At 50.0% G+C, this 12,964-nt stretch carries 15 protein-coding genes; all 15 read right to left on the bottom strand.

All coding sequences use genetic code 11. From position 1 onward, the window contains the following. Positions 1-45 precede the first annotated feature (45 nt). The 15 genes from ACFOFO_RS23680 to ACFOFO_RS23750 all read right to left on the bottom strand — a co-directional run bounded on the left by ACFOFO_RS23680 (position 46) and on the right by ACFOFO_RS23750 (position 12,930). Positions 46-1,185, bottom strand: coding sequence for a KfrB domain-containing protein (locus tag ACFOFO_RS23680; RefSeq protein ID WP_390333115.1), 1,140 nt, complete (start codon positions 1,183-1,185; stop codon positions 46-48). Between the two features lie 99 nt (positions 1,186-1,284). After that, complete coding sequence (locus ACFOFO_RS23685) at positions 1,285-1,782, bottom strand: KfrB domain-containing protein (protein ID WP_390329667.1); 498 nt, start codon at positions 1,780-1,782, stop codon at positions 1,285-1,287. A gap of 12 nt (positions 1,783-1,794) precedes the next feature. Continuing rightward, positions 1,795-2,085, bottom strand: coding sequence for a hypothetical protein (locus tag ACFOFO_RS23690; protein WP_390333117.1), 291 nt, complete (start codon positions 2,083-2,085; stop codon positions 1,795-1,797). A 134-nt stretch (positions 2,086-2,219) separates the two neighbouring features. Next, entirely contained in the window at positions 2,220-3,689 is a 1,470-nt protein-coding gene (locus ACFOFO_RS23695; protein ID WP_390333119.1) for a DUF5710 domain-containing protein, read from the bottom strand. A gap of 98 nt (positions 3,690-3,787) precedes the next feature. Further along, on the bottom strand, positions 3,788-4,966 hold the full coding sequence (locus tag ACFOFO_RS23700) for a ParB/RepB/Spo0J family partition protein (protein ID WP_390333122.1): 1,179 nt from the start codon (positions 4,964-4,966) through the stop codon (positions 3,788-3,790). A 14-nt stretch (positions 4,967-4,980) separates the two neighbouring features. Next, positions 4,981-5,727, bottom strand: a complete 747-nt coding sequence (locus tag ACFOFO_RS23705) for a ParA family protein (protein WP_390329679.1) — start codon at positions 5,725-5,727, stop codon at positions 4,981-4,983. Beyond that, entirely contained in the window at positions 5,720-5,902 is a 183-nt protein-coding gene (locus ACFOFO_RS23710; protein ID WP_390329680.1) for a hypothetical protein, read from the bottom strand. The genes ACFOFO_RS23705 and ACFOFO_RS23710 overlap by 8 nt, the downstream gene beginning before the upstream one ends. Before the next feature lie 140 nt (positions 5,903-6,042). Continuing rightward, entirely contained in the window at positions 6,043-6,498 is a 456-nt protein-coding gene (locus ACFOFO_RS23715) for a hypothetical protein (RefSeq protein ID WP_390329682.1), read from the bottom strand. Positions 6,499-6,698: 200 nt separating this feature from the next. Further along, positions 6,699-8,096: a TraB/TrbI/VirB10 family type IV secretion system protein gene (locus tag ACFOFO_RS23720; protein ID WP_390333123.1), complete on the bottom strand. Its 1,398-nt coding sequence runs from the start codon at positions 8,094-8,096 to the stop codon at positions 6,699-6,701. A 17-nt stretch (positions 8,097-8,113) separates the two neighbouring features. Next, positions 8,114-8,992, bottom strand: a complete 879-nt coding sequence (trbG, locus tag ACFOFO_RS23725) for a P-type conjugative transfer protein TrbG (protein ID WP_390333125.1) — start codon at positions 8,990-8,992, stop codon at positions 8,114-8,116. 32 nt (positions 8,993-9,024) lie between these two features. Then, on the bottom strand, positions 9,025-9,738 hold the full coding sequence (locus tag ACFOFO_RS23730; protein ID WP_390333127.1) for a VirB8/TrbF family protein: 714 nt from the start codon (positions 9,736-9,738) through the stop codon (positions 9,025-9,027). 25 nt (positions 9,739-9,763) lie between these two features. Next, positions 9,764-11,395 (bottom strand): P-type conjugative transfer protein TrbL, encoded by a 1,632-nt coding sequence (gene trbL, locus ACFOFO_RS23735; protein ID WP_390333129.1) that lies wholly within the window; start codon positions 11,393-11,395, stop codon positions 9,764-9,766. 35 nt (positions 11,396-11,430) lie between these two features. Continuing rightward, positions 11,431-12,150 carry a P-type conjugative transfer protein TrbJ gene (gene trbJ, locus ACFOFO_RS23740; protein ID WP_390329695.1) on the bottom strand — a complete coding sequence of 240 codons (720 nt, stop codon included), beginning with the start codon at positions 12,148-12,150 and terminating at the stop codon, positions 11,431-11,433. Positions 12,151-12,159: 9 nt separating this feature from the next. Continuing rightward, on the bottom strand, positions 12,160-12,771 hold the full coding sequence (locus ACFOFO_RS23745) for a hypothetical protein (protein WP_390333131.1): 612 nt from the start codon (positions 12,769-12,771) through the stop codon (positions 12,160-12,162). Positions 12,772-12,777: 6 nt separating this feature from the next. Beyond that, positions 12,778-12,930 (bottom strand): hypothetical protein, encoded by a 153-nt coding sequence (locus ACFOFO_RS23750; RefSeq protein WP_390329698.1) that lies wholly within the window; start codon positions 12,928-12,930, stop codon positions 12,778-12,780. Positions 12,931-12,964: the final 34 nt, after the last annotated feature.

Genomic DNA, 12,964 nt, shown 5'->3' on the forward strand with positions numbered 1-12,964 from the left:
TATTAAAGTACAGTGACGCTATCAAAGCGCCACTGTCACGGTCAATCAGCGTTCTGCGCCCTGACTTTTGGATAACCCCCGGTCTGCCACTTTCGCTTTGCGGTCCTGGTACTCGATGCGCACATTGGTACCGACTTCCGGCGCAAAGTTGAACGCCGATGCACGATGAATTGCAACGTATTCTTTGCCGGTGTGCTGCAACACGTAGCGGCTGTTTTTGGCAAGCACTTGACCGGAATGGAAAGTGCCGTCCTTGGTAAATGCGTCCTTGATCTTGACGCCATCGATTTTTTCCTGCGCCACGACTTCCATTGCGGCACGGTCGTTTTGATCGGCAAGGACTTCCAGTCGCATGTCGCTGATCGCACGCACCAAAAAATCTTTCTTGTCGGCGCCGATGTTCCAAACTTTGGCCGTCTTGTCGAAATCGGCACCATCGAGCCGTTGAATGCGTTCAGTCAGCGCCGGGTTGTAGTCGAATTCGACGGTAAATTTTCCGTCCTGCTCAACAACGCGTACCCCGTCGACATTTTTGCCGAGGTTCTTTTCAAATTCCTCGGTCCGCTCTTCTTTCGTCTTGACGTGCGTCACCCGTCCTTTTTGCGAACCCTCGTTGTAGTCAATGAAGACGCGATCGCCTTTAAACACCCGTTCACTCAGCGAGGACAGTTTGTGCACTGTCACAAACGCCGCGCCATCGTCTTTGCCGAAGCCGGTAAGCTGAGCCGCATAGCGGCCATTGGCGGCGAGGATAACGCCCGTATGTCCGTCGGCCACGGTAACGTAATCGCTGATACGAGGCTGGACAGAAGCGACCGTACCGTTTTCTTTTTGGCGTGCCTGGGCCGCAACCATTGCGGCCTTATCGATTTCAGAGCGTGCAACGCCGTCTTGCACCACCTCTTTACGCATTTCAGGCAGCGCCACAAGCAGCTCTACTTTTTTCTCGACCGGGACCACCCAACGACCAATATTGCGATCGTAATTGGCGCCCTCGATATTTCGCATCATGGCGACCAACGCGGGATTGAACTCGAACTGGACCAGCAGCTTGCGGTCCGCGCCTTCCGTAACAACCACACCGTCTTTGTCGGCCTCGAAATTATTGGCACCCGCCCCCTTTGCCGCTCTTGGAGTTTGTTTCTTTGCACCTGTAGTTTCAGCATTTTCAGTCATCGCAGCCATTTGCATCTCCTATACATTAAATAAAGCAAAATAGTTAAATTACTGGCCTACGATTACATCAAGAACAGGCCGACCAGCCCAAGCCTGCACCATCTGATATCAACGCGAATGACCCCCACGCACCTTCTCTTGCGATCGGTCAACTACTGATCCACGACCCGCCGAATAATCGATTACCACGTTACGACCGATTGGCGGCACGCGATCGAGCTTTGCCAGTTCATGAACTACGACGGCATCTTTACCGATGAACTGCACCAAATGAAAATCCGTCCGCGACACGACCTGGCCGACACTTCTTCCATCATCCTTGGGACGATTCAAAGTTAGATCGTCGCCATACAGGTCTCTTGCCTCTTTAACAGCAATGGCGTAGCTAACGCTAACCACATCACCACGATCCGTAATCGCAATTTTCTTTTCTTGCTCACGGCGTACCGCACTCGCGATCTGATTCATGCGTTGCGGAGAAATCTGCATCTGTTGAGCAGCTTCTATTTGCGACATGCCTTCGACAAAAACCAAACGAGCGGCTTCGCGACTATCTGAAGATAACCGCGTACCGCTCACCAGGCTCTTGAATTCCTTTTCGTCCATTGCGCTCAACTCTTATGCAAAATTTTTCGCCTTATTAGGCTGAGCGATTGCCGCGCGAACCTTTGGGGATACAAGTTCCGAGCAATCAGCGAAAGCTTGAACTGCTTCGGCGCCGATATTACTGAGCCATGTTTGATAGACCGATGAATCGACCGAGCCATCCTTATTCAACAGAAAAGGAGCCGGTTCATCCTGGAATACTGCGGCGATCACCGCCGGGCAAATCACCTTCTCCAGCGAAGGTACGTAATTCTTATCCGACACTATCGAAAGCACCATCGCCCCGCAACCCGTTCCATGCATTTCAATCTCCCTAATTCAGTGAATTTGTATTGCCTACGATCAATATACTCTCTAATTGCAAAAAATCAAGCCTTCTAAACCTTTATTTTCTATATACAACTATAACCCCTGACCTCCCTTTCCGACGTTGGAAATTACAAATTGACCCAATGAACCCGACTCTGCAACTCCCCCGCGTTTTTCATTTGTGCGATGAGCCTCTTTCTCGGGACCACATAACGCAAAGATTTTTCATCAAGACCAAATTTGCGCGTCAGGACTGGCCAGTAAAATTCATCAAGTCCCAGCACTATTCGCACCGCGACCCCGGCCAGCAACTCATCCGAAAAATGGGAAGGCGCTTGTGACGCCATCAGCAGGCCGACACCGAATTTCCGCGCTTCACGGATCAAGCGATTAATGATGTGATCGGTATCGTCAGTTAGATACAGATGCGCCTCATCAATCACTATCAATTCAACCAGGTCGGATTGTTCGCCGCGTTGAACTGCTGCAGCAAAGATAGCCTCCAGTCGAAACGTAACAAACAGCTTCTTTTCGTCGCTGGATAAGGCCTTGATGTCGTAATGCCACACTGAAGAGCGAGGATTGAAAGGCGGCGCGGTATTCCGAAAAATACCGATCGCATTCAAATTGTCCAAGCGATCTACAATAGATTTCAGAACGTCGCTACTATCGTACTTGATGATGTCTTCCAGCTCGCGGCCGGTTCTAATCTCACCTACATATCCCCGGAAAGAGTCTAGTAGTTTCCCCTTGGCAATGTCAATTTCTTTCAACAGTTTTGCTTGGTCTGCGACATCCTCTCCACGCTTCGCGGCGGACATTTGTTTGGATTGCAAGGATTTGGCAAGACGGTTTGTTTCATCAAGAAAATGCATCGTTGCCGTATTGGTACCGAAAAACATGGCATTGAGTCTTTTTTTTGCGAACCGCACGGCATCGAGCAACGTGGGCTGACGCCTACCAAATTGTTTTGGCCCCCATCGCAATAGACCGTCCGCATGTTGACCTTCTGCGCACCACCAGGATTTAACATCCGTATCAAATTGCGCCCCAGCAGCCTTCGCCCGGTCTTTTTCCTCATACGGGACATCGAGGTAGATCCGCCCTTGCTTTACGCCCAAAGGAATCGATTCAGCACCAATGTGCCAGGTGTCCGGATCGTCAGCTTTGAAACCGTTTGCACTGTAGAGATCCGCTAGGATATTTCGCAAAACAGCTTCCTGCTTCGGTCCAATCTTATGTGATGTCCGATTGATCGCGGAAATGAAGCTTTGAATACGTTTGCGTACCCCGCCAAAATCTGCATGCGAGTTGACTTCCAAGGGATTAAATCCATAATCCGTTGATTCCGAAAACTTAACTGATGACGCCCCGTCGATTCCCATGTCTCCATGCGGATCGATCACATGCACGCGGAGCCGGCCTGCGCTTGTTGCGCAAGCTTGTGAAATTATCTTGCGCAGCATCGTGCTTTTGCCCGTCCCAGTGTCGCCCAATACCAGGCCATGCGAACTGATGGTGCGTCGGCTGTCCCACGTTACCGGGACATCCCGTCCATTTCTTGCGTCATTTGCATTTGATCCCAAATTGATTTGCATCGCTTTACCCGACTGCCTTCCATTATTTAGACAATGTTATGTCTTTTTTATTTCATAATACATTGTTAGCCAAGCGCAATTTGCGCCGGCCTCCACGATTAGGATTGAAGTTCGTTCAGTCGTTTAATCAGAGCAATCACCAACTGATTTTCATCTTCAGGCACATCACCGCCGATCATACCGATAGCGTTTTTAATTTCTTCCACGGGCAACATGGCGCTGACAAAATGACCCTTTGTTTCGAAAGAGTCCATGCTCAGCAACACTTCCAGTTGGTCCATCGTCAGTTTCACTTCTCGCTTGTCGTTCAGTGCCGGATTTAAAGCTCCCATGCCTTCCGGTATCGTCGCTTCGCCACCGAAATCAATGATTGTTTTCCCAAGCCCGTTGCCGCTAAAAGCCCCCGCCTTAGCACCTGGGTATTGGTAGTTTTCCGTTTCCGGCATTTGCGATTTAATCGCGGCTGCAGCTTCAGTAATGACTTCTTTGGTTAGACCCCCTTTCCCTTTTGCCGTTGCCGGGATAAAGGGCCATGAGTCATCGCCAGGGCGAACAGTCTTTCCGTCTGCTTTGTCTTGGTTATTTTTGCGCGCATTTTTCAAATCGGTTGAAGTCAAAGGACGTTCTTCGCTCTTTGCCGTGCTTACCAACTCGTTCCGCGCATCTTCCGGCAACGATTTAAATTGCTCCAGAAGTGACGCATAGGTGATGATGCCCGAATTGACTACGTGCGCCCACTGCGGATCAAGAAGTGCAAGCAATCGCGAAATATGCGAATTTCGAAGCTTAAGTATCTTGGCTATTTGCTGCTTTTGAAGCTCCGGGAATTTGGTGAAAAGTACTTTCAAAGTAGCAGCAGTTTCCAAATCAGTGAGATCGTCACGCTGCAAGTTTTCGGATAATTGCGCGACCACTAACGCGGCTCCTGTCAAATCCTGACGAACCATCGCATTAATCGTGTCCGAGTTTGGCACGCCTCTCTCACGATTCAATCTGGTGGCACGCCAGCGGCGCTCGCCAGCGATGATCTGATAATCACCATCAGGCATTTCTCTGACCAGGATTGGTTGATACAGGCCTTCGTCCGCAATGGAAGCGGCGAGCATCTCCAATTTTTGCTGATCTTCTTCATCCACTACACCGTCGATCGGCGCGAGGCTTTTGCGCGGCTGGTCCGGATCGGGACGGATATCGTCAATCGGAATCGCCATAACCTGCATCCCAGGCTCGCTGAGGTCATTCATAAAATCGACTGTGCTGATTGTTTTTGCGTTCATGTTGGTTTCCATATTCATTCACTCACCGCCAAAGCGCGAGCCGTAAATTCTTTCCACTCCCGTTTCAGTTTGGCGTCCTTCGTGTAGTTCCATACTGGCTTGAAATTGTCTAAGGCGTCCGCCACATGCTGACGCAAAGAGAATTCGCCAATAATATTTTTGCCAAACTTTTGATGCAGAGCTTCGCATTCTTTTTTCTGTGTACCAGACGAGCGATTCATCATATTGATGACAAAACGGATATCGAGAATTGGATTTCTTTTTTTCGCATTCCCAATCGTTTCGAACATATCTTCAAGACCCACCATAGATGACAAGCTAGGTTTAATGGCAAGAATCGCGATATCCGACCAAAACAACGGAGATGCCAAACGGGGGCCCAAGTTTGCCGGCGTGTCAAAGATCACATAATCGAATGGGAGCTTACGCATCTCACGCCGTTTTGCAATGGCCATTTCCAGAACCTCATTGTTGCGAACATCGAGAGCCTGGAGCCTTTTATGTCCATGCAACAGTTTGATATTACTGTGAGGTGTCTGGCCGAATATTAGCTCTTCGCCACCGAACAATAATTCGGACCCACCAGCATTCTTGGTTATTTTCATGTTCTGGCTGAGAAATTGTGACGCATTCCCCTGCGTATCGAAGTCTACCAACAACACAGATCGGCCGGCTTCATGCGCGGCAAATGCTAGATGACAAGCAAGCGTAGTTTTTCCAACGCCGCCTTTTTGGTTTCCGACCGTAATCAGTTTAGCCATTATCCTCCCCTTCGTTCTCTAACCAGCATTCAAGTTGTTCAGTGATTAATGTTTGGACCGTGACCGGCGCACCACGCTGCAACGTTTTTTCAGTCGATTTTTGCAGTAATATTTCGTAAAGACGCTCTGGAACGCGCAGCAACACCTGTTTTTTTGCTTCTGTTACCTTCGGCACATCGGTCTCCTTTGGATATCACGCAATCATAATATCGTGTAAAAATTAGAGCGGCAAGAGAAACTCACATATTTATGTCATTTGTACGAAAAAAACCGCTTCGCAATCGAGCGGTCGTTTTCGGTTTCCGACGTTGGAAATTATTTAGAAATTTTCTTTGTCGCAGGCGGATAGACATACGTTACCCACCAAAAAATTGCTGTATAGCAGAAACAGGCTTTGGAGACGCCACAGATGGTAGCGGTTTTTTCCACCCGATCAGCCTGCTCTGGCGTCAGCGAAATATTGAGTTGGATCCATCCGGTGCTTCCCACCTTCTTACCGACAAGCGAAACCGCTGTTTTCGGCTTTCTCCAATGTAAGCCGCTTTCCCACGGACGTTCGTTCATAAAGCGGTCAAACATATCGGCAAACATTGCTGTAAGCGAAGTGTTCAGGAAGGGGGTGATGCCCTTCAAATAAGTGTACACGGCAGCGGGGCACCGCGTCGATATGGGCTTGAGCTTCTCGTGGCGGGTTTTCGGTCTACCGATCTTTGCACCACTTTTCGATTTTAGCCCCGGCTCCACCTTTGCGGATGCTTCAGCGGTATTCATAAAGCGCCTCTTAATATTTTCCGACGTTTGGTATGCATACTCTCATTTTAATTGAATTTGCCCCCACTCAGTGAACATGTACGTCTCGTCATAGTTATATGGGTGTCAGTACAGCATGCAATTTTTGGACGCAAGAGAATGAATTGTCAAAAAAAAAGCCCCGCGTAGCGAGGCAAAGGAGTGCATTCACTGAGCGATCATCATGCCTTGTACGGTCCTTTAAACACGATATCGCGCGTGATCTGGATGTTGAAACGATAGCCCGGCATTTGCGTAAGCGTTGGCTGTATCTTCAGATCTCTCTGGATCATTGACGTCGACACCTGACCGAGTTGTTGGCCAAGTGCCGCCGCCACGGTCTGATTAGTATTTGGAACGCCGTTGGTTGAAGCCTGCTGCGGCTGCGACAACTGGACACCCGCAGAAATAATGCTCAGCATTGCAGCCGCCGAAAAAACCTTGAAATAATGGTTATCCACTTCCGCGTCGAATCCAGCATATCCCGCCTGATCGGCTCCCGGCATTCCGTCGAGAGCCAAAGAGCTGCCATCGGAAAATATGATGCGATTCCAAACCATCAAGATTCTGTTTTGCCCGACCGCTATCTGACTGTCATACGAACCGCAAACCTTGGCCCCTTGCGGCACCAACAGATACTTCCCGGTCGCCGTGTCATAGACGTTTTCACGCACCTGAGCACACACCTGCCCTGGAAGATCAGAATTAATACCGTCTATTAGGAAGGCGGGGATCTTCCATCCCATCTTGATTTCATACTTCGATACCGGCGCTTGTTTCGCTTCCTTCAAATAATATTGACCGCTCTTTGCTTCGGCCTCGCGCAAGAACGCTTCTTTTCGACCCTGCTTATTTTGGTCGTCCTGTTCCTGCATACGTGGGGCAGGAAACCCAGGACTTGCCCCGGCGCCGGCCCCCGACAGACTGGCCAGGAAAGGATTGTTCGCAGCGGCGCCCCCTTGTGCGCCACCGGATGCGAAACCAGATCCTACTTCTATTTCCCCCGCGATCGCTTGAGCCTTTTGCTGATCGCGCAGATCCGCAGCTCGCGCTGCTGCCATCGCTGCAGGAGAAACAGCGGCCACTGCCTGCACCGTTGTGGATGTGGGCGCCGGTACCACGACAGACGGCGCGTTTGGTGTATTAATGGTCTTCGCAGACGAACCGAGCGGCAGCACCATTCCGGCTCCCAAGCCAGAGGTCCCGGCTCCACCAGGGGATGCGGAGGCATCGGCATTTTTCGTTGGCAGGACTACTCCGTCATTCAACGGAAAAGCTGGCGAGTTGAATCCAATCGCCGCATTCCCGTTCCCTACGCCTTTTGTCACCACGTCAGCCTTCGCCGGCTCCATGCCCTTCTTCGCCTTTTCCGCTTCTAGATCGGCGGCAGCGGCCTTGTCGCTTGTGGACGAATCGTTGGAGCTGTCGAGTGTAAAAATCGTAAAGAGTAAAAACACCAAGAAAACGGTCCCGAGGATGAAAAACAGGATTTTCATTTTCTTGGAAATGCGAGTAACGCCTGTGACCTGGCCCTTCATAACCACGGTATCAGACGTATCAAATGCAGGATTGTTTGCCATGTTGTGTGCCTATCGGTTCACCAGAACCAACCCTTTTTCTTGTCTGATCCACGCGAAATAACAACCTTCGTTTGCGACTTATCAGCGCCGGCAATGAGAACCGCTTTGTCAAATAATTTATCCACGATGTAGTACAGATCTTTGACCCGATAATTCACAACTGACGGATTTCCTGCATTGTCATAGAGAAGCAATATCGGTGCTTCCGCCGATCGCATTTCTTCTGGCATTTGAATGAATACCCGTGTGCCGTCGTTGAAAGCGCGAACTGGTTTGATTGCAGATTTATCCGCTTCAAATGAATATTCAAAATCGAGTTTATCGATTGACGATGCTGGCAGATCCGACACAACAAGGCGCTCTTTTTCTTTCGCCTCCTTTTCGGCGACTTTCGCAGATGTGTCCCACTCATCAGCAATGTCTTCCGGATAGTAGAATCCGACGCGATTCAAATAATCGGTCTCATTGGCCGTCGATAACATGCGCAGATGATATGTTCGGCGATCCGTTGTGATAATTAGATTGGTGTCGAGGTGGGCGTCGGTCGGTTTGATCACCACATGCGTAACTTTCTTGTCACCGCGCCCCGATTCAGCATGCGTCACCTTCCAACGCACGGCATCGCCGGCAAGCGGCTTGCCTGTGACAATTTCTCCTGCTTCCAATTCGATATCGCACGCACGCAGGGGCGCGCATGTGATGGTTGGAAGGTATTGGCCATACGGGAAAAGAATTTTCCCATCGTCACTCATGATCGGTTTGGCCACACCGGTTTGCTGCCATTTGCGCGCTTGTGCCACCGCCGCATCTTGAGCAGTCAGGTACTTTGTTGAGCCGGCCAAGGCCGGGACACTTACCAGCAATGCAGCAAATAACGCCCCTAAATTTTTATTCATCACATTCCCTAATAAGCCAGTTGCCATGCTGTTTAAATTTGTTTCGACCAGGAGAAATCAGTAACGTAGATGCCGGCTGGGTTAGCGCGAAGCGACTGTTCAGAATCCATCGGCACGAAGTCATACGTAATGACGCCCTTCCAGCGCTCGGTTAGGATAATGTCACCCGACTGGTTGCGAGTTGTCTCGGTCCATTCGATTTGCCATGTATTGCCGGCGGTTGGCAATGCCAATGTCACTTCCGCCACAATGGTTCGTGTCGCCGCCAAGTCAAAGACTTTTCTGTCTTTGTAGTACGCATCCAACTGTTTTTTTGCCTTGCCTTCATTCAGTACGTGGGCATATACGGTTTCAATCGTCTTCTTGAACGCCAATTGATCGCTCATGACGACCCTTGAATTTTCAACCCACTCCATAACAGCCGCGCGAATAATTCGCTTCTTATCGATCGGATTGCTCTTGTCGGCAACCCCTACATTCACGATATGGCCGATCTTGTCGACCTCGACAATGTACGGAATAAATTTGCTTTGCGTCATGTAGTAGCCATTAAAAGAAATGGATATCGCAAGCAGCCCTGATGCAATTTGAAAGGCGCGAATCCAGTTCTGACGACTTACCGCCAAATTCATATAGCGATCGTCTGTGTCACGACGATTTTCAAGATACGGATTAGGCATTTTGTCGGGCTGCGATCCAGCAGCGACATCTTCTACGCTCTTCAATTTATGTTTGCGACTCAACACTATAAACTCCTATGCTTTATTTATTTCAGTCTGCTGTGTGTTTTAGGTCGATGTTGATACCTGCGGCCCCCGCCGCGTCTGACGGAATAAATCCGTCCAGCTCGCGAATTTTCCTGTGCATTGGATCACGGTCGCTTTGTATAGGATTCGGGGCACGATCATTAGATTTTGCTGCCCCATTGTCGATCGACGCAGAAGAAGCGTCCCCCGATGGTCCTGCGGTGCCGCCAAGGGCGCTGGACACAACCGGCTCAGAACCGGGGATGCCGCCACCACCAGCCTCCGACGCCGTAGCACTCGACGCCGGAGCACCAGGACCAGGGCCGCTGTTCGGCGGTGAAGCCGGCCCACTGCCATTTGCTGGGCCAGGCGCATTTCCCATCTGTCCGCCGCGTCCAGCCTCTATGTTCGCGGCGATTTTGCCGCCCGTCGAACCAGCGACCTTCTCACCGAAACTCTTTGAGCCACCGGCAATAGCATCACCGATTCCGCCCTTCGCCATGCCAACGGCCTCATTTGCGACCTGGCCAGCCGCATGCATTGCGCCTGCCATGCCAGTTTTTCCGACATCCATCGCAGAACTCATGCCGGCTCCCAGTGCTTTGGAAAGCCCTGCTGCACCGGCCATAGCACCACCAGCGCCACCTTGCGCCGCTTTGCCACCGGCAACTGCCGCGCCGCCAGCACCGGCAGCTGCAGCACCCATTGTTAGTGCGGCCCCGGCCAATGCCCCTGCTGTCATACTTGGGCTGCCAGACATCATCGCCGACGCCATTGCCGGGATCTGAATCGCAAGATAACCAAATACCAGTGCAACACCCATACATTTCAAACACGAATCGATCAATTGATTCGGATCAATATAAAGCTGCTGAGTAATGGTTTGTCCAACGCCCACGACGAGGTACAGCAACATTAATTTGATGCCGGTACCTACCGCGTATTGCAGATATTTTGTCGCAAAGTCGGTTGTCCATCGAGACCCGCCAAAACCAAGCAGAATCACGCCTGCGCCAATCGCCAGGAAGCTTTCGATTTGCGTTACCAAAAGTTGTGCGGCGACAAACAAAAATGATAAAAGAATGATGATCGCAACCATTGTCACCGGAAAGATTACTGCGAGCGAATCCAGCATGCCCAAGTCATGAATCGCCTTAAACGCAGCCATCGCAAGTTCGAACCCGGTTCCAGCGAGGCCATCCGGCGAAGCAGTGGAGGCTGAAACATTGCCGGCAGTCTGTCCGATCTTCGTGAAAGAATCGATGATTGCCGGAATCCATGTATTTGAAAATTTCAGGAGGCTGTAAAAAAATCCAATCGTGAGTATTTTCTTGACGTTGCTGATGACAATTTCGGCAATATCATTTTTTTCGAGCACATAAATTACACCGGACCAGGCGAAATCAACCGACACCAAAATCCAAAAGAGCCGCTCTGCCGTCGCTCTGATTGAGGTGTACCAAGTATTCTGAAACTGCGCGTAGCTATCTCGGACGGGATTTAACACGTTGAAAGTAGTACTTGCTTGGGCCAATGATTCAATCGAGGCGCTTCCCAACACAACCAGAATAAATAATGGCAAAAACGCCCTGTAGTGCTTACGAAAACTTCCAACGCCAGCATAGAGAATTGATTGCATAAAGATACTCTTTTTCAATTTGGAAGATAGCCGTCCACCTAGCCCAACCGCAATTACTGTGACTTAAGCCGTGTCGAGGTCAAGCCGCCAAAGATTTTGTCATACCCCTCTTGCTGATGATCCGTCTTACTCTGTTGCCCGGCGACATAATCAGCCTGAACGCGCGCTTGCGCCATCTGAAGCTGCCTCAACTGCTGCATTTGGCCCACCATCGCAAGACTGACCTGGTTGCCGGCCTGCGTCACTTCCAACTGCCCTTGTGCGGTCTGCGATTTGTTCTTTAATTCGTTAACCATGCCTTCTTCGCTCGAAAAATTTTCCGAATGCGCAGTTATCAAAGACAACGCATTCTTTACGGACCCGAGCGTATTGCCCGACCAATCTTTATACGACTTCGAAAAGTCGGCGCCACCGCCGTAACCTGGATAGGCCTGCTTGAAGCGCGAATCAATGTTCGCCAGCGAATAGCTGGTCTGTTGACCTGCAATCACAACATTTTGCAAATTCTTGAAGGTCTGCATCATGTTCTGATCGGTAAATAATTTTTGCGCGGATTGATCGAGTAAATTACTCGGGGTCATTTGCTTCAAGTTTTGAAGCATCGCTTGATATTGCTGAATTTGGGTCGCAGTTTGCTGGGCCTGCTCGGCGTAACTTGCCGCCAACTGAAAATTATTCAGAATCTGCGTTATCTCTGTCGCCCCGATAATCGCTCCTGCCATCGCATTAGAAAAGCAAAAAGCCGTAGCAACCATTACCAATAAACGTTTCATATCTACCCCTTAATTTCCACTTCCCGGACATACGGGAAAATTTGACGAGCTGAGAACGAACTGATATTTCGCTTTTTTTGTCAGGTCCTCTTGGATCAGCGCCAATCGGTGCATGTCCGGATCTACAGTTTTCACCGTCCGGCCAGGCAATTTCTCTTTTGCTTTTTCAAGGGCAGTAATAGACGCCTGAACAGAACGTTCCGCTGCCACGGACAAAGCGCCATAGCCAACATAAATATTTTGGGTATCTGTCATCAAATCCGGCACGGTGCTCAGGTCGATTTGAAGCCTAGCGTTTTGCAACCCCTCTCGAACGACCGAATATGCCGGGATCATGCCGCTGCCAACGGCAACCCAGCCGGCCGCGCTCAGAAAATACGCTTTCGTCTTGTCACCATTGATGGTCCCTATATAGAGAATCCCTGGAAGCCCTTTGTCCTCATCATTAATGTTGATTTCAACTTGCAATGACGGCCTTTCGGGGCCTTGGCAGAACGTTTTCAAATTCCCTACTTGAATCGTCGAATTCGCTGAATACGTTGAAAGGGATAATTGAGCAAATGTAGCCGAACTGCCCGAAAGCAGAACCGCCACAAGAATAAAACGGATAATTTTGCTCATGGCCGCTTAGTGCGCTTTTTGATGGGAGGGAGAGAACAATGCTTTGAAGCCGAAGCCAAGCAATGCCAGCGGAAAGACCAGAGCGAACGCTGCATATTTAGCAAAACGCTTCAGCAGCGGGGCCAGGATTGCCACGATTAGCACTAGAAAAATTGTCATTTTGCCCTCCCTTTCAGTTTCATTATATATGCCT

It is taken from the genome of Pseudundibacterium arcticum, assembly GCF_042646465.1.
Lineage (GTDB): Bacteria > Pseudomonadota > Gammaproteobacteria > Burkholderiales > Burkholderiaceae_D > Undibacterium_A > Undibacterium_A arcticum.

Coding starts and splice junctions, on each gene's coding strand:
- ACFOFO_RS23680 (WP_390333115.1), bottom strand. CDS start 1,185: ATGGCTGCGATGACTGAAAATGCTGAAACTACAGGTGCAAAGAAACAA.
- ACFOFO_RS23685 (WP_390329667.1), bottom strand. CDS start 1,782: ATGGACGAAAAGGAATTCAAGAGCCTGGTGAGCGGTACGCGGTTATCT.
- ACFOFO_RS23690 (WP_390333117.1), bottom strand. CDS start 2,085: ATGCATGGAACGGGTTGCGGGGCGATGGTGCTTTCGATAGTGTCGGAT.
- ACFOFO_RS23695 (WP_390333119.1), bottom strand. CDS start 3,689: ATGCAAATCAATTTGGGATCAAATGCAAATGACGCAAGAAATGGACGG.
- ACFOFO_RS23700 (WP_390333122.1), bottom strand. CDS start 4,966: ATGAACGCAAAAACAATCAGCACAGTCGATTTTATGAATGACCTCAGC.
- ACFOFO_RS23705 (WP_390329679.1), bottom strand. CDS start 5,727: ATGGCTAAACTGATTACGGTCGGAAACCAAAAAGGCGGCGTTGGAAAA.
- ACFOFO_RS23715 (WP_390329682.1), bottom strand. CDS start 6,498: ATGAATACCGCTGAAGCATCCGCAAAGGTGGAGCCGGGGCTAAAATCG.
- ACFOFO_RS23720 (WP_390333123.1), bottom strand. CDS start 8,096: ATGGCAAACAATCCTGCATTTGATACGTCTGATACCGTGGTTATGAAG.
- trbG (WP_390333125.1), bottom strand. CDS start 8,992: ATGAATAAAAATTTAGGGGCGTTATTTGCTGCATTGCTGGTAAGTGTC.
- trbJ (WP_390329695.1), bottom strand. CDS start 12,150: ATGAAACGTTTATTGGTAATGGTTGCTACGGCTTTTTGCTTTTCTAAT.
- ACFOFO_RS23745 (WP_390333131.1), bottom strand. CDS start 12,771: ATGAGCAAAATTATCCGTTTTATTCTTGTGGCGGTTCTGCTTTCGGGC.
- ACFOFO_RS23750 (WP_390329698.1), bottom strand. CDS start 12,930: ATGACAATTTTTCTAGTGCTAATCGTGGCAATCCTGGCCCCGCTGCTG.